Raw genomic sequence first — 21,729 nt, 5'->3', positions numbered from 1 at the left:
GTGAAACTCCAAATATAAATTGGTTAGAACAAATCATGACGCGGCGTGCTTACGCCCAAAACCAAACAGCAAGTGTTTCTGGAGGAGGAGGAGTTGGTACATTTAATTTGATGTTGGGACATATTCAAGAAAATGGGTTAAACCATATTGAAGGATCTCAAAAGTTCTCAGCTCGCTTTAATACGAACATAAATATTGCAAACAAATTCGTTCTTTTAGCCGATTTTTACGCGCACCGATTGCAGGTGGATAGATTATTAGCTAATGATGACGGAAATGGATTGTACCAGATCGCGTGGCGGATGAATGCTACACAGCAACCATTCTACGACGATGATTTACCCGAACACTACATGCTACACAACAATCGGAATCCATTAGCATCGATCAATCGTGGAGGGACAAAAAATTATTTAAAAGACAGAAGCACTATCAACCTTCGACCACGTTATAACATTAACGAAAATCTGAATATTGAAGGTAATGTTTCCTACATGATCAATAAGTCGGCGAACAAATGGGAGCGAAGAACATTTAAGTTCTTTGATGCAAACGGTGCACCGGCTGATATTTGGAACAATGAGGTGAATGCTGCGCAGGACGTTAGCGAATCACAGATCACGGCTAGAGCGTTGGTCAACTATACTAGAGATCTTCGTCAGAACAGAGATAAGATCTATTTAACGGCGGGAGCCGAGATGATGAACTGGACGTTCACAGACTATAGGGAGATTAATAAAGCTTCGTTTTTTGGTAAATTGAATTATTCATTTAATGAAAAATATTTATTGGAAGTAACAGGGCGATCCGATGGTAGCAGCAAGTTTGCGCCGGGACAGAAATGGGGTTTCTTTCCTTCAACAGCACTAGCATGGAATGTGCATAATGAAGGCTTCATGCAGGATTTAAAAGAAAATGGATTTTTGAACAATTTCAAAATCCGAGCGTCGTATGGACTGATCGGTAATGAAAATGTCGATCCGTATTTATGGGAAGAGGTCGTAAATACATGGGGCTGGACAATGCGTGTTCCAAACCCGAATTTCTCTTGGGAGAAGCAAAAACAATGGAATATTGGAGCTGATTTAACCTTGCTGAATGATCGATTAAGCTTTACAGCGGATGTTTATGACAAGTTCTCGTACGACCTTATTTACTCCGATTTCCCCGTGCCGCCTTTAACGGGTTCATATTATCTGTCAACTGCTATTAATATTGGTGAGGTCAGAAATAGAGGTTATGAACTATCTGCAAGCTGGTCTGATAATATTGGCGAATTGTCCTATACCGTTGGCGGGATGTTTTTCGATAATACCAATGAAGTCTTAAAAGCGGGCTATAGTGCAACTGATACGTTGATCTTTAAAGACGACAATGATAAAATCTGGTACAATGGTATTGCCATTGATAACTTTTACGGTTATGAAAGCGACGGTTATTTCCAAGATAAAAAATCGGTAGATGATGCAACTGCAAAAATGCCTAATACGGTAGTGGGAGACATCCGTTACGTGGATCAAAATGGCGATGGGGTCATAAATGACGACGATCGAGTAAATTTGGGTGATCCCTTTCCTCATCTAAATTACGCCATCAACCTTAATTTAAACTATAAACATTGGGATTTCTCAGCTTTAGGGCAAGGGGTGGGGCGACGAACGGGGCGTCTAGGTGGCCAGGAGGGTTATCCCATTTATGTAGATAACGCAACGAATGATCTAGGTTCGCCCATGCAGTCTTATGCAAATAGTAGATGGACCCCAGAGAATCCAAATAGCAGGTTTCCTAGAGTTTGGACCGGAGCCAGTAGTAATGCTTACCTCAGTGACGTATGGTTGAGTGACGCTTCGTTCTTCCGTGTTAAAATGCTGCAATTAGGATATACGTTTCCAAAACTAGGTAATGCCTTTACGAATTTTCGAATTTATGTGAATGCACAAGATGCTATCACGTTTACGCAATGGGAGGGACTCGAGCCTGAGCGAGACGGCGGTAACGGCGGTTATCCCCGTATGGCCACTTACAGCTTCGGTATAAGAACAACGATCAATTAATCTTCTTAATTTAAGGATCATGAAAAAAATAATTCTTTATATAAGCCTATTAACAATGTTTCTCTTTTTGAGTTGCGAGAAGTTTTTAGATAAAACAGACCCGACTGCGACTTCATTTGTTGAGTTTTTTAATACAGAAGAAGATTTACGTCGAGTGGTCTACAGCAGCTATTTAGACGTGTTTACATCTATTAGTAATCGTTCCTTATTGTTCTATATGGAAGATGGGAAGTCAGACAACGCTTATAGTCGGATGGAAGGCGACCATCATCAACGGATTGCCAATGGAAATTTCAACGCGAACACAGCTACATTCTTACACTATTATGAGTTGCAAATGAAACATCTAGGTCGATTAAATACCTTCATAGCTAATACAGACGTTCCCTACGTTGAAGACGAAGCTGTTAGAACTAAATTTAAAAGTATAATGGAAGCACTTCGAGTCTGGCATTATTTCAAATTGACTAGCCGTTGGGCCAACGTGCCTTTTCATTTGGAACCAGCTACCATCGAGTCTGCACTTCAGCCTGCAAAATCCAAAGAAGAAATTTTGGAAATTCTCTTTCCATTGGCGGAGCAGATTGCAAGTAGACTTCCTGAAAATGAGTATACATCGGATGCTTATATGTTCAACCGTTATTCTTTTAAGGCCTTAATTATGCGCTATGCACTTTATAACGAGCGCTATGCACTCGCTGCGAAACTAGCAAAAGAGATCATCGAAAGCGGAAAATATCAACTCTATCCAAATTATGGTGATCTTTTCAATTATAAGGCAGATAAAACCAATAAGGAGTTCATAATCAAATTTGACATGGAAAGCCATGGCAATTCCGGAACCAACTCTTTTCGAGATTTAGCCCCGCAATATCGAACAGGAAACGGTGAATCGGCTTTGGTTCCTACCAAATCGCTCATTGATAGCTATTGGACTCTGCAAGGAAGGCCAATTGATGAATGTCCACTACATACAAAGCTCGAGTACGAGTTAGACCCAAAATTGAATCGCGATCCGAGATATGCAATGAGTATATTCGGCCATGGGGACAAGTTTTATGGTGAGACCATAGATGTTTATGATCCCAATAGCTTAATGTACATTGAGAAGCAACGAGCGAGTAAATCGGGTTATTGGTTCAAAAAATTTGTGGACGAAACTGACGCTTTCAAAGGCAGTGGAAATATGCATTTCTCGTTATTACGATATGCGGAAGTTCTCTTAACGTATGCGGAAGCTAAAATCATGCTGGGTGATGTGGACGATCTTGCAAAAAATTGTATCAATCAAGTACGGGAACGCGCGGGTTTGGATATGAGTATTGCGAATGTTACTAATTCCAATAAAAGCCAGCAAGAATGGATCGATTTGATAAGAAACGAAAGAAGGACAGAACTGGCTGCGGAAGGTGTGCGTTACGATGATATTTTGAGATGGAAAATCGCTGAATCAGTGCTAAATCGCCCAGCGTTTGGTCATACCCGACTAGTGAACGGAACCGCTCAGACATTGAAAATTGAAGACCGCACCTTTAAATCAAATAATTACGTATGGCCCTTTCATGAAAATAGTTTACGGGTAGAACCAGGACTGGTTCAGAACCCCGGCTACTAGAGTTAAATTGACGCAGATGCCCCGAAAAAAAAATACGCCTTTTCGGGGCTTTTTAGAAGTGCGATGAAACGCGAAACTCTCGTTGTTGTCAAACGCCCTGCCATATCGAGGTCTCATAGATGTCGCACTTAAGTAGGGGGACTAGTAGTAGGATAGGAAGCAAAGGATTGCGAAAATCGACAAAAGAGATAAGTCCGTGAGAAGCCTAACGGTTCCTGTGATATTTTAAAGATTAATTTTTTACTTTTAGCACTATCAAGTACAAATAAAACAACTATGGAGAATGAAATTTTAAAGTTAGAAGAACAACTTGTTGCAGCCATCCAAGAAAGTGATTTAAAAATACTAGACCTGTTGCTTCACGATGATTTGATATTTGTTAATCACATGGGGATGGTGCTTTCCAAAACCGAAGATCTCGCTCCTCATATCAGCGGAGATTTAAAAATTACTGGACTGATTGCCTCCGACCAGCGGCTACATCAATTTGGAGATACCAGCACCGTTGTGGTCACAAAAGACATCAAGGGCGTTTATCTGAGCCAGCCATTTGAAAGTCGTGTTAAATTTACTAGGGTGTGGAAATTATTTAACGGGGGCTGGAAAGTCATTACTGTGAGTAGCGTGTCTTGTTAAAACCATGGGTAACTTTGGCATCAAGTTATTACACTAACAGGAATATCGTCTAACAGTATTGAGGTCAACTCTAGGGAGCTCTTTTTAACTTTGGGGCATGTCGGGAATTGGAATGTCATACCTCAGTGCTTTGGTTTTGATTTTCTATCAAATAGCTTCAAGATCTTCGCTTACGTTGCTATTATCCGCCTCGGCTAACCTACTGTATTTCTTGTTTCGACTCCAAAAGAAAGTGAGCCAACCCAGACCTAGACGCTTTGTGTAGTAAAAACTCTATGTGCTCACAGCAATTCCGTTCTGAGTGGGGCTTTGGCATTATAATGAGAAAGGTGCTAGTGCTTTTCATGAACTCACTGGCGCAACATCTTGAACTATTGGAAATTTATTTTTTAAATAATAAATAAAACAATATTTCCGACTAACTCAATTGCTACAACAGAATGCATTATATTCAAACAGACTGCCACATAGTTAATTACGATTTTAGTGGTCGTGAGTGGTCGTTGATTAAAATTTTTGCAATAATTTGTTCGTGCCTAAGAACGAAGCCAAGGATCTTACAAAACAATCCGTTTACGAGTCAGACCATCGCTATTGCAGCCGCGAGAATCTCCCGTATTTTATCTTTTTTCAATTAGCGTCGCTATTTTACTTCTCTTCAGTGTTTCGGGATTTGGTTTAAATCATATGTTTGCTAAGATAGTATTTCTTTACATCGAAGAAAAGCTGTGTAATATATATTAGGGTAATATATCGAAGGTCTGGAAAAAGTTATAAAGCACGAGATATCAAAAAATTGCGCTGACACGGCTGGTTTATACCTTATACTATCGAGGTTCCTTTTGGCGAGAACAAGATATCATTATGGCAATTTGCCGAGTCAAATTTAACCGTTGTCCTTACTCACAGAATCGCTCACCGAAGTTTTGTGAATTCGCGCAAATTTTGGCGGTTCCTTAAAAGAAAAACCCCTGCTAATCGTGCGATTGCAGGGATTTATACATTTTGATAATCTTTGGTGTGATCCCGCTGGGATTCGAACCCAGGACCCATACATTAAAAGTGTATTGCTCTACCAGCTGAGCTACAGAATCTTATTTTTTTATTCCTACAATTAATATTAATATATTGTTGTTTGGAATGATGCAAAGGTAGTTATTTTCACTTAAAAAGCAAATTGTATCTTAACTTTTTTTAAATATATATAGGAATTCGTTAGTAATTAAGAGGTTATTTTTTTAGAATTTGAAAGGCAATAATCAAATCAGTCTTTTCCTAAAAATTTCCTATCGTCGTCTGATAATTGCCTGGGAGTATTTGGATCAAAGTGGTCGGGATTCTCGGTTGAACCTGTCGTGTTCGCAATGGAATAGTCTTTAGGGTGGCTCTTCTTTCTACGAAATAATATGCCACCCGTGATAATACCCAACAAGAAAAATATTCCGAGTATCAATAATTTGGAAGTACGTATTTCTCCAAATAACCAAAATGATGCCTCTTCCTTATTATTGAACAGGATAATAAGCACGAGTGCAAATATAAGTGCGAATATAATAGTCTTTGGTTTCATATAATGAATGTTTATATGTTGCAAATTAGTGAAAAATTTCTAAAACTTTAGATATTGGGTGAGATCCTTTAGTGCAACTAACGTTTGATCAAGTTATCTAATGATGGGTGGGTTAATTTTACGGAACTAGGAAGAGGGGAGATGGGAGGAAATAGAGTAGGCGCTTCCTTTTATTGTTTCACTTTTATAAAATGACGGAAGGGAGCGTGAACATCGTAAACTAAAAATTGGAGTTGGGATCAGTTTAATTTGTTTTCAGCGAACGAGATTGAGATTAATTTAAACGTTTTGCTTTTGTATGATTTATGAGGGTACTACCATAGGCAAGGCAATCTAACAAAAAAAAGAGGTTGAATCAAACGATTCAACCTCTTAGTATTTTAAACTTCGAATACAATTATTCAGAAATTACTTCGAAAGATACTTGAACCTTTACTTCTTTGTGTAAGTTCAGGTTTGCAACGTATTCACCTAATTGTTTAGGCTCTTCTTCGAAGGTAATACGACGACGATCTACATCGTATCCTTGAGATTTCAATGCCTCTGCAATTTGAATACTATTAACTTTACCAAAGATTTTTCCGGACTCACCAGCTTTAGCACCAATAGTAAGTTTTACACTTTCTAATTTTGTGGCTAATTCAGAAGCGTCTTTCTTAATCTTGTCTTGTTTGAATTGCGCTTGTTTAATATTCTCTGCTAATACTTTTTTAGCTGAAACTGTAGCTAAAGTAGCATATCCTTGAGGAATTAAAAAGTTACGACCGTAACCTGGCTTTACAACCACAATATCGTCTTTTTCGCCAAGGTTTTTAATATCTTGTTTTAATATAACTTCCATGTCGTATCCTCCTTATTTTAATGAATCTGTTACGTAAGGTAATAAACCAACAATACGCGCACGTTTTACAGCTTGCGCAACCTTACGTTGGAACTTCAATGATGTACCTGTAAGACGACGAGGCAAAATTTTACCTTGGTCATTTACAAATTTCAATAAGAAGTTTGCGTCTTTATAATCGATATATTTAATACCGTTTTTCTTGAAACGGCAGTATTTTTTACGGTTGTCCTCTACTTTAGGAGCAGTTACGTATTGGATATTATCGTTTGCCATTAGTTTGCTACCTCCTCAGTTTTAGTTTCAGTTTTTTTATTGAATGCACCGCTACGTTTTTTCTCGTTATATGCTACGGCATGTTTATCCAAAGCAATAGTTAAGAAACGCATAACACGTTCGTCACGTTTGTATTCAAGTTCTAATTTTTTAATTAATTCACCTGGAGCCTTGAATTCAGTTAAGTGATAAAACCCAGTTGTTTTTTTCTGGATTGGATACGCTAATTTTTTCAAACCCCAATTGTCTTCAGCGACAATTTCGGCTCCGCCTTCAGTAAGGATGTCCTTGAACTTAGCTACTACTTCTTTAGCAGCCTCCTCTGAAAGCAACGGGGTAAGAATGATGACAGATTCGTACTGTTGCATTTTAAATAAATTTGTTAATTATTTCGTTTTTTTCCGTACTTACGGAAGTGCAAAGGTAATAATATATTTTTGTATTTTACAAAACGATTTTTAAAATTTTATGAGATAAAAACTCCTTTAAGATAATACCATCTACCTTGAAAGTCTTTGAATTGGGATTTCTCATGTTGTACGGCTGATTCTAAACGTTCGTTTAAATAATATGCTTTAAATTCGACGGTGGCTTTCGTACTATTCAAGATTTCAAGGTGCATCCATTGATTGTTATCTACCCAGTTTTGAATTTCGGGTTTTTTTACAAATCGTCTTGTGGTTGGGTGCGTGGTATTATATAAAAAATCCACCATTTTTTTCTTGAATGCAGAAAATCGGGCACGCATCAGAGATTCTGCAGAGTGCGCATTATCATGGTTATCATGAATGAGTTTACAACATGCCGAATATTGTATCTCGCTGCCGCAAGGACATTTTTCCATATAATTTTAGTCGTTGATCTTTTTCTCAAGCGCTTTGTTACTTTTTACAAAAGCTCTTCTCTGTTTATAATTCACCCATCGTTGTTTAAATAATTTACGCAATATTTTATCCGTATATCGGATAACAAATACTTCTTTAAGCATATTAAGCAGGCGTCGGGGAGAGTTTGGAAAGGACCGTAATGACATTGAGAATCCAGGTTCTAAGTAGCGATTGAAATGCCAATATCCGCCGGGCATAAAGAGTGCGTCCCCGGGCTCCATGTAAATTTCAAAGCCACTTGCATACTTTAATGCCGGAAATAGCTTCACATCAGGTGTTTCGTAATTTAAGTTATACACCGTGTGTACCGATAGTGGTACCTTATACAGGTATACGCCCTGATCTTTGGGAAATAATAGAACGCGTTTTCTACCCTCGAATTGAAAATGTAGTAAATCGGCTAGATCAACATCATAGTGCATCAATACACGAGCTTCGCTTCCTCCAAAAAATAGCGTGGGTATACGCTTAAAATATTTAAAGCCAAGATCAGGGTAGGAGAAGTTCTTTAGTAGCTCAGGTATTTTGTCGGTTATTATAAAAAAGAATATTCGCAGATCAGAAGGTTCACGTTTTATCAAATCGATATACTCTCGCATCTTCATTCTAGCGACCGGTTTATCTGAGGCTTTATTTGGATCTGCTGGTTTATTGTCGTAAAGATCTACCGATTGGTCACCCGCTTTTTGAGCTATATAGTCGAGATTCCATTTGTCGTAAGCATCCCAAGTTTTCGCGAGGTTTTTGATGAGTACAGGCTTTTGCGGTTTGTAGTATTTTTCTAAAAATACTTTTTTATTGATTTTTTCTACCGTGTCAATTTGCGATAAATACATAATGTGCTATTATAAAATAAAAGTAACAAAAATATTTCTGTCAAAATATGATCATACTTGTTTTGTGGCAAACTAAGTTTCGATTATTAACGTTATCATTATAAAAATAACGTTGTACTTTCTATGACATCATTAAAAAATGAGTTAGTGGGCACTTGGTCCTTGTTATCATATATTGAGGTTCCAATCGGTGGAGAGGATTCGCTGTTTCCCATGGGAAAAGCTCCTTATGGCGTGTTGATGTATTCTGCGGACGGATATATGTCTGTTCAGATCGCTAAAAATGATAGATTATTGTATAAAAGTAATGATAAGCTAATGGCGACGCACGAGGAAATGGTTTCTTCATTGCAGGGTTACATGGCTTTTTCGGGTCGATATAAAGTCGATAACAACAATGCTATTGTCAGTTATATTATTAAAAGTTCACTGTATCCCAATTGGAGAAATCAGGTGCAACGCCGAAAGATTGATTTTGAAGGAGATATACTCTATTTGAAATCGACCGAACCAATTTTGTCGAATGGTGCCTATGTTAATTCATATATGACATGGAAGCGGGTTGATCGGACGATAGATGACTTTTTCGAGGAAAATGTTTTGAATGAACAATTTAGTTCTGATAACTAATATTCGACTCTCGGTGCAAAAAAACGGCCCGTTTCCATAGGAAAACGGGCCGTTTAAGTTATCTATATTTTGAATTACTATTGTAAAGCGTCAATTTTTCCCTGTACCTCTATAGACTTGGCTTCATCTTGTTGGAAGTCGTAATAACCTTTCAGACTCTTTAATGCATCAGCATCTGTTGGGTTTAGTTCAACCACTTTTTCTAAATATGGAAGAGCCTCTTTAATAGCTTCTTTAAGCGAAGAAACTTTTGCACTATAGTCTGTGTTAGAAAGTGATTTATCGTCGTTTAACGCGTGTAACTGTTCTCTAACGGTGTTGATTATTGTAGCTGCTGCATTTCGGTTGGCGTCAGAATAGTTGGGATCAAGCGAAACAGCTTTTTTATAAGCTTCGATAGCTTTATCGGAATTGTTTGCAGCAGACTGCGCTATTCCTAAATAGTAGTATAAAGCTTTGTTCTCCGGATCTTTCGAAATTTGTGCATCAATGTCAGAAATAACCTTAGCCTCGTTTCCCGCAATCAGGTTCAACTCAATATTCTGGACGGCAGCATCATTGTCATCGGGGTAAGCTTGAGCGGCTTGAGCAGCATATTCAATTGCACTTGCTGTATCTTGAGCTGACAAGTATAATTTAGGAAGATCAACCATAATCGACTTGTGTGATGAAAATTCCTTCGCTGGGATTAACAATTTGTACTTTTCGATTGCGTTCGGATAATCCTTATTCTGGATTGCAGCTAGTCCGGAGTAGTACGTTAATGTGGTATCTCCCGGAAGATAAACCAAGGCCTCATCAAACGCGGTATAGGCTGTTTTAAAGTCTTGTTTTTCCCATGCGGCGACACCCTGATTAAACTTGAACTGACCAAGTACCTGACCAGCCACTTTAATGTTTTCAGCATTTTTGCCTTCAGTGTCCAGTTCTTCCGCTTTTTTAATTGCATCGTTTGCTGCAGTAGCTGCTTCAGGCGTGTTTTCTAACGCGGCAATATTTGCATTAATTAATGCGGCGACTGTCCACGTTTCTGGGTTGTCTTTTGTCTTCTCGTGCGCGGTTGCTAAATCGATGGCTTCCTTCGCAGATTCCAAATTGCCTTTTCCTAACTCTGTCGAGCCAGCACCTTTCAATTCTTCAAATTTTTGCAAGCTGGTTTTTGCTTTTTTCAAATTACCATTTTGGGCAAAAGTAGTGGTACCTGCGGCCACTAACAAAGAAAATACTATTGCTCTCTTTATGTTCATATCTAATTATTTGATAGTTGATTCAATAATAATTTAACGCGATCTAATTGCATCATATCACCTGATTTTTCGTAAAATAACGAGAGTGATTTTAATGCGTTAACATCGTACGGTTTAATTTCATTTGCTTTCAGTAACAAATTTTGTGCCTGATACTGAGCTTCTGAATTATTTTCGTCCTGTAGAAAGTCATTAAGGTATATAAGACCCAACGCGAGATTTGCTTCATAGTTGTTACCATTGAGCTGTGTTACTTGTTCGTAGTATCTTTTAGCTATGTCTTTGTTTCCAACGGTTTCATTTGCAAATCCTGCTAAATAATTTAACTCAATGTTCTCTGGTTCGTACTTGATTGCTTCATCGATAATTGGAACAATCGCTTTGTATTCATTATTCTTGGCGAAAACCTGGATTAGATTCATAAGCACAGGTTTGTTTTCGGGAAACATCGTACGAGCAGTTTGTAATGTGTTGAGTTCGGCCTGTTTGTCGCCTAATTTTCTATAGATATCAGCGAGTTCGAGAAAATATTCAGGGACAGGATCAGCCTGTTTTAGCACCTGTTTATAATAATCTACTGCCGCTTCGTATTGCTCGGTCTGCGATGCGAGTAGGGCTAAGTTATAGGTTACATCATAGGTGGCGATATTTAGTCCTTTAATGCGCAAATAACTATCGTAAGCACTAGCGTAATCTTGTTTTTCAAGAGCTTTGTTCGCTTTGAATAAATGGGCTGCAGCAAGGTTCTGTTTGATATATTTAATCTCTGACTGATATTCAGAAAGGTTTCGATCCTTTATCCTCCCTAATGCATCGTAAGTGATATCTATGGGGTCTTTATCTGATTTGATCGTACGTGCAGAGTCAGCATACGCTAATGAACTATATATCATCGATCGTAGGATATTGATTTTCGAGTTGGCGGAATCTCTACGTGTGGTGTAGGTCGCATCGATAAATTTCTTTGCGCTCTCTAGATTTTTAATATCGCCAGTTTGTGTGTAGAATGCAAATGCATTACTACTTTCTTTATAATCAGACTGCGCGTGGCTGTGTAATGAAACACAAAGCCATGCGCAGGTAAGGAGCGAATAAACGCTAACCTGAAAATTAGTTTTCCTCTTCTTTGTTATCTGTAGCATCATTTGAAAGTTCGTTTTCATCTGTATCGCCTCCGGCAATTTCAGCATCCTCTACCTCTTCTTCACGGTCAACCTTAGTTACAGAAGCAATCGCATCATTGTCTTTTAATGTAATCAGTCGTACCCCTTGTGTTGCACGTCCCATAATGCGTAGGGTATCAACACCTATACGGATGACGATACCAGACTTATTAATTATCATTAAGTCATCGTTGTCTGTAACTCCTTTGATAGTGACTAGTTCTCCGGTTTTTTCAGTGACATTAATAGTTTTTACACCTTTACCCCCGCGATTGGTTACGCGGTAGTCATCAATGTCCGTACGCTTACCATATCCGTTCTCTGATACAACAAGAACAGTGGTGTCTGAATTATCTACAGCAATCATGCCAACTACCTCGTCAGTTGGACTAGCTAATGTGATACCCCGTACGCCTGTCGCTGTTCTGCCCATTGGTCGAACTGTTGATTCGTTAAAACGGATCGCGCGACCAGAACGCAGCGCCATAACAACTTCGCTACTTCCCGTTGTTAAGCATGCTTCTAATAGCTCATCCCCTTCATTGATATTAATCGCATTAATACCATTAGCACGAGGGCGAGAATACGCCTCTAAAGACGTCTTCTTAATTGTACCTTTCTTGGTACACATGATGATGAAGTTGTTTTCAAGATATTCTTGATCTTTCAGATTGATAACCTTGATGAATGCCTTGATCTTTTCTTCTTTAGGGACATTGATAATGTTCTGCAATGCGCGACCTCGTGAAGTACGACTTCCTTCTGGTATTTCGAATGCACGAAGCCAAAAACAACGTCCTTTATCGGTAAATAATAAAAGGTAGTTGTGGGCTGAAGCGGTAATGATGTGTTCGGTGAAATCTTCCTCACGTGTGGTGGAGCCTATTGATCCTTTACCTCCGCGCCCTTGACGGTGATACTCCGTTAACGGAGTACGTTTTACATAACTGTTGTGCGAGATAGTAATAACAATTTCTTCGTCATCTATGAAGTCTTCCATCCGCATGTCCTCTGCAGAATGTACAATTACTGACCGACGTTCATCACCATACTTCTCCTTTATCTCCGCTAATTCGTCTTTGATGATCTGCATACGAAGTGACTCGTCCGCTAGGACAGATTTTAAATAGTCAATTGTTTTCATCAATTCGGCATATTCTTCTTTAATCTTGTCGCGCTCAAGTCCTGTAAGACGACGTAACGTCATGTCTAGGATTGCCCTGGCTTGAATATCGCTGAGACCGAATCTTTCCATCAATCCAATACGGGCTTCGTCAGGCGTTTGTGAAGCCCTAATAAGTTTGATGACTTCATCTAGATGATCCAGCGCAATAAGGTAACCTTCTAGTATATGTGCACGTTTTTCAGCTTCGGCAAGTTCGAATTTAGTACGACGAATGATAACTTCGTGTCTATGTTCCACAAATTCGTGGATCATATCTTTTAAGTTCATCAACATCGGACGGCCTTTAACTAAGGCGATGTTATTAACGGAGAATGATGTTTGTAATGCAGTATATTTGTATAGATTATTTAAAACAACGTTTGCGTTCGCTTCACGTTTTATTTCATAAACGATACGGAACCCATCTCTGTCGGATTCATCCCGGATTGTCGAAATACCCTCAATTTTTTTCTCGTTAACTAACTCGGCAGTGCGTTCGATCATGGTTGCCTTGTTAACTTGATATGGAATCTCGGTCACGATGATACATTCGCGACCGTTTTTTAAAGTTTCAATTTCTGCCTTACCGCGCATTACTATACGACCACGTCCGGTTTCAAATGCATCTTTGACACCATTATAACCATATATAATTCCGCCTGTAGGGAAGTCAGGACCTTTTATATGTTGCATTAATTCAGAGATTTCGATTTCTCTGTTGTCGATATAGGCTACTGTTCCGTCAATAACCTCCGAAAGATTATGTGGTGCCATGTTTGTAGCCATACCTACAGCAATCCCAGAAGCACCGTTAACAAGTAGATTCGGTACGCGAGTTGGTAAAACAGTCGGCTCCTGTAAAGAATCGTCGAAGTTTAATTGATAGTCGACCGTATCCTTATTTATATCAGATAACATCTCCTCTGCTATCTTTTTTAATCGAGCTTCGGTATAACGCATCGCCGCAGGCGGATCGCCGTCAACAGATCCGTAGTTACCTTGGCCGTCTACTAACGGATATCGCATACTCCACTCTTGTGCAAGACGCACCATGGCATCGTATACAGAAGAGTCTCCGTGTGGGTGATACTTACCTAGTACATCACCAACAATACGTGCTGATTTTTTATAAGGTTTACTGCTGGTAACACCTAAGTCTAGCATACCGTAAAGAACACGTCTGTGAACTGGCTTCATACCATCCCTAGCATCGGGTAGAGCACGAGAAACGATGACGGACATAGAATAATCTATGTACGCTGATTTCATTTGATCCTCGATGTTAATAGGGATGATCCTGTCGTTAGCAGGAACTAAGTTGTTTTCATTTTCTGTTTCTTCAGCCATATTTTATTTGTTTCGATATAACTTTAACATGTGTTCACAATTTTACACACATCGCATGCGAAGTTACGATTTTTTTAATTCATTTAGGGAATTGAATTTCTATTATGGTTGGGTATATAATCGCACAAATTATACGTTTTTGGCTTACTGAAAATTGGATTAATCGATTGGAGCTCGAATTTAAAATGTGCTAGAACGCAATCGAGTTTATTCTGTCATTTTTTTATTAAAGTTTCATAATGGTTGAGTATTTTTTAATAAAAGTTTAAATAATGTGATAAATTTTAAAAAATATGCTATTTTTGCTTTTTAGTCAACCGCTTTTGGTTGATTGACTGAGTTATAATTTATTTACTATTAATATTTTAACGATGAAACATAATTTTGGAGCTGGACCATGCATTCTTCCAAAGGAAGTATTTCAAGAGGCATCTCAAGCGGTGATTGATTTTAACAACACAGGACTTTCGATTCTTGAGATATCGCACCGTTCCAAAGACTTCGAACAGGTGATGCAGGAAGCGGAAGAGCTTGTGCGTGAATTGCTTAATGTTCCTCAGGATTATTCTGTCTTATTTTTGCAGGGGGGCGCGAGCCAGCAGTTTGCTATGGTCCCGATGAATATTTTACCAGAGGGGGGGAAAGCGGCCTATCTTGATACAGGCGTATGGGCGACAAAAGCTGCTAAAGAGGCTTCTAATATTGGTGCGGTTGAGATTATTGCTTCATCGTCAGATAAAAACTATAATTATGTACCAAAAGGCATTTCAGTGCCTAGCGATGTATCTTATTTTCATTATACTTCCAATAATACAATTTATGGTACAGAAGTATTCGAAAAGCCAAATACATTAGTGCCTACAGTAGTTGATATGTCTTCCGATATTTTTAGCCGGGTTATCAATGTGTCGGATTATGATCTGATCTACGCGGGTGCGCAAAAGAACATGGGACCTGCAGGCGTTACTTTGGTTATCGTGAAAAATACGTTACTTGGTACGTCTAATAGAAAAATTCCGACTATTTTTGATTATAGATCGCACGCAAAAGCAGGATCAATGTATAATACTCCAGCTGTGTATTCAATTTATGTTTCTATGCTTAATTTACGGTGGTTGAAAGCAAAAGGTGGAGTGGAAGTTATTGAGCAAGAGAATATAGTAAAAGCACGTGCGCTTTATGATGAGATTGATCGTAATCCATTTTTTACGGGGACAGCGGCTCTCGAGGATCGTTCTCGTATGAATATTACGTTTGTTATGGATACCGCTGAACAGGAAGCAGCATTCTTAGAACTTGCTAAAGAACGAGGATTGATAGGTATAAAGGGGCATCGTTCAGTTGGAGGCTTCCGCGCATCAGTTTATAATGCGTTATCAATTACTTCGGTTAATGCCTTAATTGATGCAATGAGAGAATTTGAAGAAAATAATAAATAAAAAGAATTTAGGTACAATGAGAATATTAGCGAATGATGGCATCGATGCAGCGGGAAAACGATTGTTAGAAGAGGCCGGTTTTGAAGTAGATACCAATCACATCCCTCAAGAGGAGTTGGCGGATAAGTTAAATGGTTACGACGCTATCACGGTTCGTAGTGCGACAAAAGTGAGACAGGCATTAATTGATGCATGTCCAAATATCAAAGCGATAGGTAGAGGAGGAGTTGGTATGGATAATATAGATGTCGATTACGCGCGTTCTAAAGGCATTGCGGTTCTCAATACACCTGCGGCCTCATCGCTATCTGTAGCTGAGCTTGTGTTTGGACACTTGTTAAATGGTGTTCGTTTTTTATACGACTCTAATCGGAATATGCCGACCAAGGGAAGTACGAATTTTGGTGAGCTGAAGAAAGCCTATGCCAAAGGGGTTGAGCTGCGAGGCAAAACGTTAGGTGTTGTTGGTTTTGGACGAATTGGTCGTGAAACAGCCAAGGTCGCTTTGGGTCTGGGTATGGACGTTATTTATACGGATTTATTTGATGGACCGAACGTGCTTTCTTTAACATTTACAGGAAATACGATCGTGGAGCTTCCTGTAAAACAGGTTAGTTTTCAAGAAGTATTAAAACAATCTGATTTTATAACACTTCATGTGCCGTTTTTAGATAAACCTGCAATTGGTAAAGATGAATTCGCTTTGTTGAAAGACGGTGTCGGTTTAGTTAATGCCTCTAGAGGAGGAGTGATAGATGAAATAGAATTGATAAAAGCATTGAATAGTGGTAAAGTTTCATTTGCTGCACTCGACGTATTTGATAATGAACCTACTCCTCGTACAGAAATATTGTCGCACCCTCGTATTTCACTTACTCCACACATTGGTGCAGCAACTAATGAAGCGCAGGAGCGAATTGGGGTAGAACTTGCGACACTCTTGATCGATGCATTGAAGAAGTAGTTCTTCCGCAGAATAAAAAAATGCGGTACAAAAGCAATTTAGCGTTTGTGCCGCATTTTTGTTTAATATAGTTATTTGAAATATTTACTTTTACAGCCATTAACAATAGTATACTAGGTTAGTTATGAAAATTTTGAAATTTGGAGGTACGTCAGTAGGAAGTGCCGAACGTATCAAAGGGTTATTAAATATAATTAATCCCGAAGAAAGACAGATTGTAGTACTATCCGCAGTAGCGGGGACAACAAATGCATTGGTGGAAATCGGCCAGTCATTTCTTTTGGGAAAAAATGAAGAAGCACTTAAGCAAGTAAAAAATCATAAAGAAAAATATCTTGCCTTAATAGGGGAGTTGTTTTCCACAGAGGACGGACTGCAGAAGGCTGAAAGTTTAATCAATTATCATTTCAATTACATTAGTTCTTTAGGTAATGAGATGTTTACACCTGTCGAGGAAAAGATTGTACTGGCGCAAGGGGAACTGTTATCAACTACTTTATTTCATTTCCACCTTGAGGAGATAGGGGTTTCATCTGTTCTGCTTCCAGCGTTGGACTTTATGAAAATCGATGAAGACAATGAACCTATGGTTGAGTATATTGGGGAGAAACTCAATGGCTTGCTTGGGGATACTCCTGACAATACGCTTTATATCACTCAAGGATATATATGTCGGAATTCATTTGGCGAGATTGATAATCTACGTCGTGGCGGGTCTGATTATACAGCCTCATTAATCGGAGCGTCGATAAAGGCTGAAGAGGTCCAAATATGGACTGATATTGATGGTATGCACAATAACGATCCGCGGATCGTTAAGAATACGACGCCGATTGCAAACCTGAGTTTTGATGAAGCCGCGGAACTAGCTTATTTTGGCGCTAAAATTTTACATCCACAAAGTGTATTCCCTGCCCAGCGTTACAATGTTCCAGTGCGTTTGTTGAATACGATGGATCCTACTGCTGCGGGAACCTTGATCAGTAAAGATGGGAAATCGTCCAACCAAATTCGTGCAATAGCAGCCAAGGACGAAATTACGGCCATTCACATCCATTCATCACGGATGTTGTTAGCTTATGGTTTCCTGCGTAAAGTCTTTGAAATTTTCGAGCGTTACAAGACACCAATCGATATGATCACCACGTCTGAGGTGGCTGTTTCTTTAACGATTGACGATACTCGTTATTTAGGAGATATAATCAAGGAGGTCGAGGATTTCGGACGAGTCCGCGTTGATCATAACCAAACGATTGTCTGTGTAGTCGGTGATTTCGGGGCCAATACGCATGGTTATGCTGCACGTGTTTTGGATGCGGTAAAACACCTCCCTTTACAGATGATTTCCTATGGAGGATCAGATTATAATGTCTCTATTTTGTTAGGCCACGAGTATAAAGTTGAAGCACTACGTTCATTACACAATAGACTTTTTTAATTTAATATAACGAGTATATATGCTATTTAATAATACTCAACAAGAGCAGATCACTGGTGCAGAAACGCCTTTTTATTATTACGATTTGAACTTGTTGAATGAGACTTTAGATCAAGTAACAGCTGCTGCTGATAAGAGGGGTTTTCATGTCCATTATGCGCTCAAGGCTAATTTTAACGATAGGTTGCTCGATTTGATTCAATCAAGAGGGCTGGGTGCTGATTGTGTAAGTGGTGCTGAAGTTCAAAAATCGATCGATAAAGGGTTTTCTCCAGACAAGATAACATTCGCAGGGGTTGGGAAATCAGATAAGGAGATTATTTTGGCCCTCGAACACGGTATTTTTGCATTTAACGTGGAGTCTATTCAAGAAATGGAAGTGATTAATGAGCTTGCTCGTCAACAAAACGTTATTGCAAAGGTTTCGCTTCGTATTAATCCAAACGTTGATGCGCATACACATCATTATATCACTACGGGTTTAGACGAAAATAAATTTGGAGTGCCTACCTCTGAATTAGAGACGGCCGCCTCTGTAATCCGCAATGCTGCTAACGTTTCTTTAATTGGTTTACACTTCCACGTTGGGTCACAGATTACCGATATGAATGTTTTCAAAAGTCTTTGTGTAAAGGTCAATGAATGGAAAAATTGGTTTGAAGAACGGGGTACGCAGATCAAGGTGCTTAATGTAGGGGGGGGGCTAGGTATTGATTATCAGCATCCAGACGAGAATTCGATTCCTGACTTTGAAGCCTATTTTGATATTTTTGACAAATTTCTAGAGCGCGGAGCGCACCAGGAAGTTCATTTTGAGTTGGGTCGTGCAATCGTTGCGCAGTGTGGATCGTTAGTTAGTAGGGTTTTGTATACTAAAAGCGGTTTAAAGAAGAATTTTTTGATTCTTGATGCTGGGATGACTGAGTTAATGCGACCAGCTTTATATCAAGCTTATCATAAGATCGAGAAAGTTGGGGTATCAATTAATGATGCAATTAAAAACTACGACGTAGTAGGGCCAATTTGTGAAAGTTCAGATTGTTTCGGTAAAGAGGTTCCGCTTCCCGAGTCGAAACGTGGCGATTTGATTGCCATCCGTTCAGCAGGTGCGTACGGGGAGGTAATGTCTTCCCATTATAACTTAAGAGAGGAAATTCGCTTCGTTTATAGCGATGAGATATAGATCGGATTCGAACGGTATATTTTAAAATCATAAAAATCTTCTTTTGTATTTGGATTTACCAATGCTAAAGAAGATTTTTATGATTTTATTAACATTATTTCATGTTCACGACTTGATCTACAATATAACGTGTATGTCCACGCCAAGGTAAGGTACCATGAAACTCTTTGTAATGTAGGTCAAAATACTTACCACTATTGACTTCTAATATTTTAAAAATAGAGTCATTTTCAACGGAAAACTCAAATTCGTTACTGGAGATTCCAGGTCCTACTTTTGCGCTTCCAAACCCTTCCTGGATAAGTTTTCCTTCGTAGGTTTTAAACAAGTTTCCTTTTTTTACTGCATAATTTAGGTAGCCGGATTTAACCCCTTCACCAAAAACAAAATAATAGCGGTAGTAGGTATATCCACCTGCAGCCAACAGGACGGTAACCAAGACCCATCCTATTATTTTTCCTAAAATTCCTCCAGATCGTTTTTTTTCCGTGTTGTTGGTAGTATCCATATTGTATAAATTAAACCTAAAGTTATCTTGTTTTAGTCATTTTAAAAGAAAAAAATTTCGCTTTTTATTGTTTGTACATGAACCATTTTATGATTTCCTTAAAACTTGCCTTTTTGCCGTAGATTAAGATCCCTACTTTGTAGATACGAGATGCGACCCAAGTGGTTACTAGAAATCCGGCAAATAGTAAAGCTGCAGAGACGATGATTTGCCAGGTAGGCACGCCAAAGGGGATCCTGACCAGCATGGCAATCGGTGAAGTAAATGGAATAAAGCTTAGCCACGTTGCTATGCTTCCGTGTGGATCGTTTACCAATACCCCAAAAGAAAGAACATAGGTTAATAACAAAGGCATCGTGATAGGCATCGTAAATTGTGTTGCTTCGGTTTCACTGTCGACTGCTGAACCTACAGCTGCGAATAAGCCACTATACAGGAAATAACCGCCAATAAAAAATATAAAAAAGCACACGAGTAGTTCAGTGATATTTATACTGTTGAACGCTGAAACTATGTCCATTGCTGGGTTTGTTTCCGGTAGTTGCGAATTGGGACCAGCTAACGCTGATATCTCTTCGGGAGTTGCGCCGGAAGCATTGAAAATAAATGTGGTGGCTACGGTGGTTAAAGCGGCGGTTAATATAATCCACAAAATGAACTGTGTTAATCCAACAAGACCAATTCCTAATATTTTCCCCATCATTAATTGAAATGGTTTAACTGAAGAAATTATTATCTCCACCACACGACTTGTTTTTTCTTCAATAATTCCACGCATAACCTGTGCGCCGTATAAGAATAACGATAAATAAACTAACACAGAAAGAGCCATAGCTACACCCATAGCGATCTCAGTATGACTCTCCATAGTGTCACCGGTTTCATTTATTTCTTTAGTTATAATGTGAATTTTGTCGTTTACACTTTTAACACTGTCGATATTTAAGCCCATACGTGTATACTCGTTGGCTCTAACAATCTCTTTCAGTTGATCTTTGATTTCGGACTGCGTGTTAATGTTCGGCTTCCCTGATGATAGGAGTTCAACATTTCTGGTTTTTAAGAAGTCTTGAGGTATAATCAATAGATTCGTATTTTCTGCTTTATCTTCGAGCGTTTCAATTTCATGTTGTAATTCGCTGTTGGATATAGTGAACGTTAGGTTCCGATTACTCGTTAAACGTTTCGAAATATCCCCTCCCTTATCTATAACATGCACGATCGCATGGGTGTCTTCAAAACTTTTCTTGGTCAAGTAAAATACGCCGATATACATACCGATAAAGAATAAAGGGACCAAAAAAGTCGTTAGTAGAAAAGATCGCTTTTTTACTCTACTTAGGTATTCACGACTTACAATTAAAAGTATCTTGTTCATTTCGGGATGCTTAATTTTTTGATGAGGTCACTTGTTCGATAAAAATGTCGTGCATGGAAGGGACAATTTCAATTATCTGATGTATATTTACTTTAGGTATTAAAAGTAAAAGCATGTCATTTAGAGATTTATCTGTATCTATTTTGATGACTGCCTCAGTTGACTGGCGGTCTCTTTTTTGCTGTATAATTTTGATGAATGGAATATCATGTATTGAGGGAGCCTCCCCTTCAATAGTAGAATAGTTTATTTTAAACGTTTGATTTCGATAGGATTGTTTAATGTCAATGACAGAGCCTTCAAGAATCTTTTTTGATCTGTTTATAAGTGCTATATCGTCACAGAGAGCCTCTACGGACTCCATTCGATGAGTCGAGTAGATAATTGTCGCTCCTTTTTTATTTAATTCAAGTATCTCATTTTGTATAATTTGTGCGTTCACAGGATCAAATCCGGAGAAAGGTTCATCGAGAATAATTAAATCTGGTTCGTGCACGACAGTCGCAACGAATTGGACTTTTTGTTGCATGCCCTTACTCAAGTCTTCAACTT

20 protein-coding genes and 1 tRNA gene are annotated in these 21,729 nt (G+C 38.7%); 8 read left to right on the top strand and 13 right to left on the bottom strand.

Features of this window, described 5'->3' with window-relative positions:
* The 3 genes from HP439_RS09575 to HP439_RS09565 all read left to right on the top strand — a co-directional run.
* The coding region (locus tag HP439_RS09575) for a SusC/RagA family TonB-linked outer membrane protein (protein ID WP_172390117.1) at positions 1-2,054 on the top strand (2,054 nt) is incomplete at its 5' end.
* 19 nt (positions 2,055-2,073) lie between these two features.
* Positions 2,074-3,669, top strand: coding sequence for a RagB/SusD family nutrient uptake outer membrane protein (locus HP439_RS09570; protein ID WP_172390116.1), 1,596 nt, complete (start codon positions 2,074-2,076; stop codon positions 3,667-3,669).
* A gap of 276 nt (positions 3,670-3,945) precedes the next feature.
* Positions 3,946-4,305 carry a nuclear transport factor 2 family protein gene (locus HP439_RS09565; RefSeq protein ID WP_172390115.1) on the top strand — a complete coding sequence of 120 codons (360 nt, stop codon included), beginning with the start codon at positions 3,946-3,948 and terminating at the stop codon, positions 4,303-4,305.
* 1,021 nt (positions 4,306-5,326) lie between these two features.
* On the opposite strand, the gene HP439_RS09560 is transcribed toward HP439_RS09565, so the two are convergent.
* The 7 genes from HP439_RS09560 to HP439_RS09530 form a co-directional block, all read right to left on the bottom strand.
* Positions 5,327-5,399 (bottom strand) — tRNA-Lys (locus tag HP439_RS09560).
* A gap of 170 nt (positions 5,400-5,569) precedes the next feature.
* On the bottom strand, positions 5,570-5,875 hold the full coding sequence (locus HP439_RS09555; protein WP_172390114.1) for an LPXTG cell wall anchor domain-containing protein: 306 nt from the start codon (positions 5,873-5,875) through the stop codon (positions 5,570-5,572).
* 397 nt (positions 5,876-6,272) lie between these two features.
* The gene (gene rplI, locus HP439_RS09550) at positions 6,273-6,716 is read right to left on the bottom strand and encodes a 50S ribosomal protein L9 (protein WP_172390113.1); all 444 of its coding nucleotides are present in this window, start codon (positions 6,714-6,716) and stop codon (positions 6,273-6,275) included.
* A 12-nt stretch (positions 6,717-6,728) separates the two neighbouring features.
* The gene (rpsR, locus tag HP439_RS09545) at positions 6,729-6,992 is read right to left on the bottom strand and encodes a 30S ribosomal protein S18 (protein ID WP_086949516.1); all 264 of its coding nucleotides are present in this window, start codon (positions 6,990-6,992) and stop codon (positions 6,729-6,731) included.
* A complete protein-coding gene (rpsF, locus tag HP439_RS09540) occupies positions 6,992-7,360 on the bottom strand; it encodes a 30S ribosomal protein S6 (RefSeq protein WP_172390112.1) in 369 nt (122 codons plus the stop codon). Before rpsF ends, rpsR begins: the two co-directional genes overlap by 1 nt.
* A 98-nt stretch (positions 7,361-7,458) precedes the next feature.
* Positions 7,459-7,836: a YchJ family protein gene (locus HP439_RS09535; protein ID WP_172390111.1), complete on the bottom strand. Its 378-nt coding sequence runs from the start codon at positions 7,834-7,836 to the stop codon at positions 7,459-7,461.
* 6 nt (positions 7,837-7,842) lie between these two features.
* Positions 7,843-8,715, bottom strand: coding sequence for a cupin-like domain-containing protein (locus HP439_RS09530; protein ID WP_172390110.1), 873 nt, complete (start codon positions 8,713-8,715; stop codon positions 7,843-7,845).
* Between the two features lie 123 nt (positions 8,716-8,838).
* On the opposite strand from HP439_RS09530, the gene HP439_RS09525 reads away from it, so the two are divergent.
* Positions 8,839-9,345 (top strand): lipocalin-like domain-containing protein, encoded by a 507-nt coding sequence (locus tag HP439_RS09525; protein WP_172390109.1) that lies wholly within the window; start codon positions 8,839-8,841, stop codon positions 9,343-9,345.
* A gap of 77 nt (positions 9,346-9,422) precedes the next feature.
* Here HP439_RS09525 and HP439_RS09520 read toward each other — a convergent pair whose 3' ends face one another.
* From HP439_RS09520 to gyrA, 3 genes are read right to left on the bottom strand one after another with little or no spacing between them, the layout of a single operon-like run.
* Complete coding sequence (locus HP439_RS09520; RefSeq protein ID WP_172390108.1) at positions 9,423-10,592, bottom strand: tetratricopeptide repeat protein; 1,170 nt, start codon at positions 10,590-10,592, stop codon at positions 9,423-9,425.
* Positions 10,593-10,594: 2 nt separating this feature from the next.
* The gene (locus HP439_RS09515; protein ID WP_246229321.1) at positions 10,595-11,737 is read right to left on the bottom strand and encodes a tetratricopeptide repeat protein; all 1,143 of its coding nucleotides are present in this window, start codon (positions 11,735-11,737) and stop codon (positions 10,595-10,597) included.
* The gene (gyrA, locus tag HP439_RS09510; RefSeq protein WP_172390107.1) at positions 11,703-14,267 is read right to left on the bottom strand and encodes a DNA gyrase subunit A; all 2,565 of its coding nucleotides are present in this window, start codon (positions 14,265-14,267) and stop codon (positions 11,703-11,705) included. The genes HP439_RS09515 and gyrA overlap by 35 nt, the downstream gene beginning before the upstream one ends.
* 371 nt (positions 14,268-14,638) lie before the next feature.
* On the opposite strand from gyrA, the gene serC reads away from it, so the two are divergent.
* The 4 genes from serC to lysA all read left to right on the top strand — a co-directional run bounded on the left by serC (position 14,639) and on the right by lysA (position 19,291).
* On the top strand, positions 14,639-15,706 hold the full coding sequence (serC, locus tag HP439_RS09505) for a 3-phosphoserine/phosphohydroxythreonine transaminase (protein ID WP_172390106.1): 1,068 nt from the start codon (positions 14,639-14,641) through the stop codon (positions 15,704-15,706).
* A gap of 16 nt (positions 15,707-15,722) precedes the next feature.
* Complete coding sequence (locus tag HP439_RS09500; protein ID WP_172390105.1) at positions 15,723-16,670, top strand: D-2-hydroxyacid dehydrogenase; 948 nt, start codon at positions 15,723-15,725, stop codon at positions 16,668-16,670.
* 124 nt (positions 16,671-16,794) lie between these two features.
* Positions 16,795-18,108 (top strand): aspartate kinase, encoded by a 1,314-nt coding sequence (locus HP439_RS09495; RefSeq protein WP_172390104.1) that lies wholly within the window; start codon positions 16,795-16,797, stop codon positions 18,106-18,108.
* A gap of 19 nt (positions 18,109-18,127) precedes the next feature.
* Positions 18,128-19,291 (top strand): diaminopimelate decarboxylase, encoded by a 1,164-nt coding sequence (gene lysA / locus HP439_RS09490; RefSeq protein ID WP_172390103.1) that lies wholly within the window; start codon positions 18,128-18,130, stop codon positions 19,289-19,291.
* A gap of 94 nt (positions 19,292-19,385) precedes the next feature.
* On the opposite strand, the gene HP439_RS09485 is transcribed toward lysA, so the two are convergent.
* The 3 genes from HP439_RS09485 to HP439_RS09475 all read right to left on the bottom strand — a co-directional run.
* The gene (locus HP439_RS09485) at positions 19,386-19,799 is read right to left on the bottom strand and encodes a hypothetical protein (RefSeq protein WP_172390102.1); all 414 of its coding nucleotides are present in this window, start codon (positions 19,797-19,799) and stop codon (positions 19,386-19,388) included.
* A 64-nt stretch (positions 19,800-19,863) separates the two neighbouring features.
* The gene (locus HP439_RS09480) at positions 19,864-21,177 is read right to left on the bottom strand and encodes an ABC transporter permease (protein ID WP_172390101.1); all 1,314 of its coding nucleotides are present in this window, start codon (positions 21,175-21,177) and stop codon (positions 19,864-19,866) included.
* Positions 21,178-21,187: 10 nt separating this feature from the next.
* On the bottom strand, positions 21,188-21,729 hold a 542-nt coding region (locus HP439_RS09475; protein WP_172390100.1), incomplete at its 5' end, for an ABC transporter ATP-binding protein.

Origin of the sequence: Sphingobacterium shayense, assembly GCF_013179575.1 — a bacterium.
Taxonomy (GTDB): domain Bacteria; phylum Bacteroidota; class Bacteroidia; order Sphingobacteriales; family Sphingobacteriaceae; genus Sphingobacterium; species Sphingobacterium shayense.
Note: the sequence above shows the minus strand (reverse complement) of the source record. Positions and strands in the feature narration are given on the sequence as shown.

Bases quoted from the DNA above. Each gene is read 5' to 3' on its own strand.
- HP439_RS09570 (WP_172390116.1), top strand. From the start codon at position 2,074: ATGAAAAAAATAATTCTTTATATAAGCCTATTAACAATGTTTCTCTTT.
- HP439_RS09485 (WP_172390102.1), bottom strand. From the start codon at position 19,799: ATGGATACTACCAACAACACGGAAAAAAAACGATCTGGAGGAATTTTA.
- rpsF (WP_172390112.1), bottom strand. From the start codon at position 7,360: ATGCAACAGTACGAATCTGTCATCATTCTTACCCCGTTGCTTTCAGAG.
- HP439_RS09480 (WP_172390101.1), bottom strand. From the start codon at position 21,177: ATGAACAAGATACTTTTAATTGTAAGTCGTGAATACCTAAGTAGAGTA.
- HP439_RS09515 (WP_246229321.1), bottom strand. From the start codon at position 11,737: ATGATGCTACAGATAACAAAGAAGAGGAAAACTAATTTTCAGGTTAGC.
- rpsR (WP_086949516.1), bottom strand. From the start codon at position 6,992: ATGGCAAACGATAATATCCAATACGTAACTGCTCCTAAAGTAGAGGAC.
- HP439_RS09520 (WP_172390108.1), bottom strand. From the start codon at position 10,592: ATGAACATAAAGAGAGCAATAGTATTTTCTTTGTTAGTGGCCGCAGGT.
- HP439_RS09530 (WP_172390110.1), bottom strand. From the start codon at position 8,715: ATGTATTTATCGCAAATTGACACGGTAGAAAAAATCAATAAAAAAGTA.
- gyrA (WP_172390107.1), bottom strand. From the start codon at position 14,267: ATGGCTGAAGAAACAGAAAATGAAAACAACTTAGTTCCTGCTAACGAC.
- HP439_RS09525 (WP_172390109.1), top strand. From the start codon at position 8,839: ATGACATCATTAAAAAATGAGTTAGTGGGCACTTGGTCCTTGTTATCA.
- HP439_RS09535 (WP_172390111.1), bottom strand. From the start codon at position 7,836: ATGGAAAAATGTCCTTGCGGCAGCGAGATACAATATTCGGCATGTTGT.
- HP439_RS09500 (WP_172390105.1), top strand. From the start codon at position 15,723: ATGAGAATATTAGCGAATGATGGCATCGATGCAGCGGGAAAACGATTG.
- lysA (WP_172390103.1), top strand. From the start codon at position 18,128: ATGCTATTTAATAATACTCAACAAGAGCAGATCACTGGTGCAGAAACG.
- HP439_RS09495 (WP_172390104.1), top strand. From the start codon at position 16,795: ATGAAAATTTTGAAATTTGGAGGTACGTCAGTAGGAAGTGCCGAACGT.
- HP439_RS09555 (WP_172390114.1), bottom strand. From the start codon at position 5,875: ATGAAACCAAAGACTATTATATTCGCACTTATATTTGCACTCGTGCTT.
- rplI (WP_172390113.1), bottom strand. From the start codon at position 6,716: ATGGAAGTTATATTAAAACAAGATATTAAAAACCTTGGCGAAAAAGAC.
- serC (WP_172390106.1), top strand. From the start codon at position 14,639: ATGAAACATAATTTTGGAGCTGGACCATGCATTCTTCCAAAGGAAGTA.
- HP439_RS09565 (WP_172390115.1), top strand. From the start codon at position 3,946: ATGGAGAATGAAATTTTAAAGTTAGAAGAACAACTTGTTGCAGCCATC.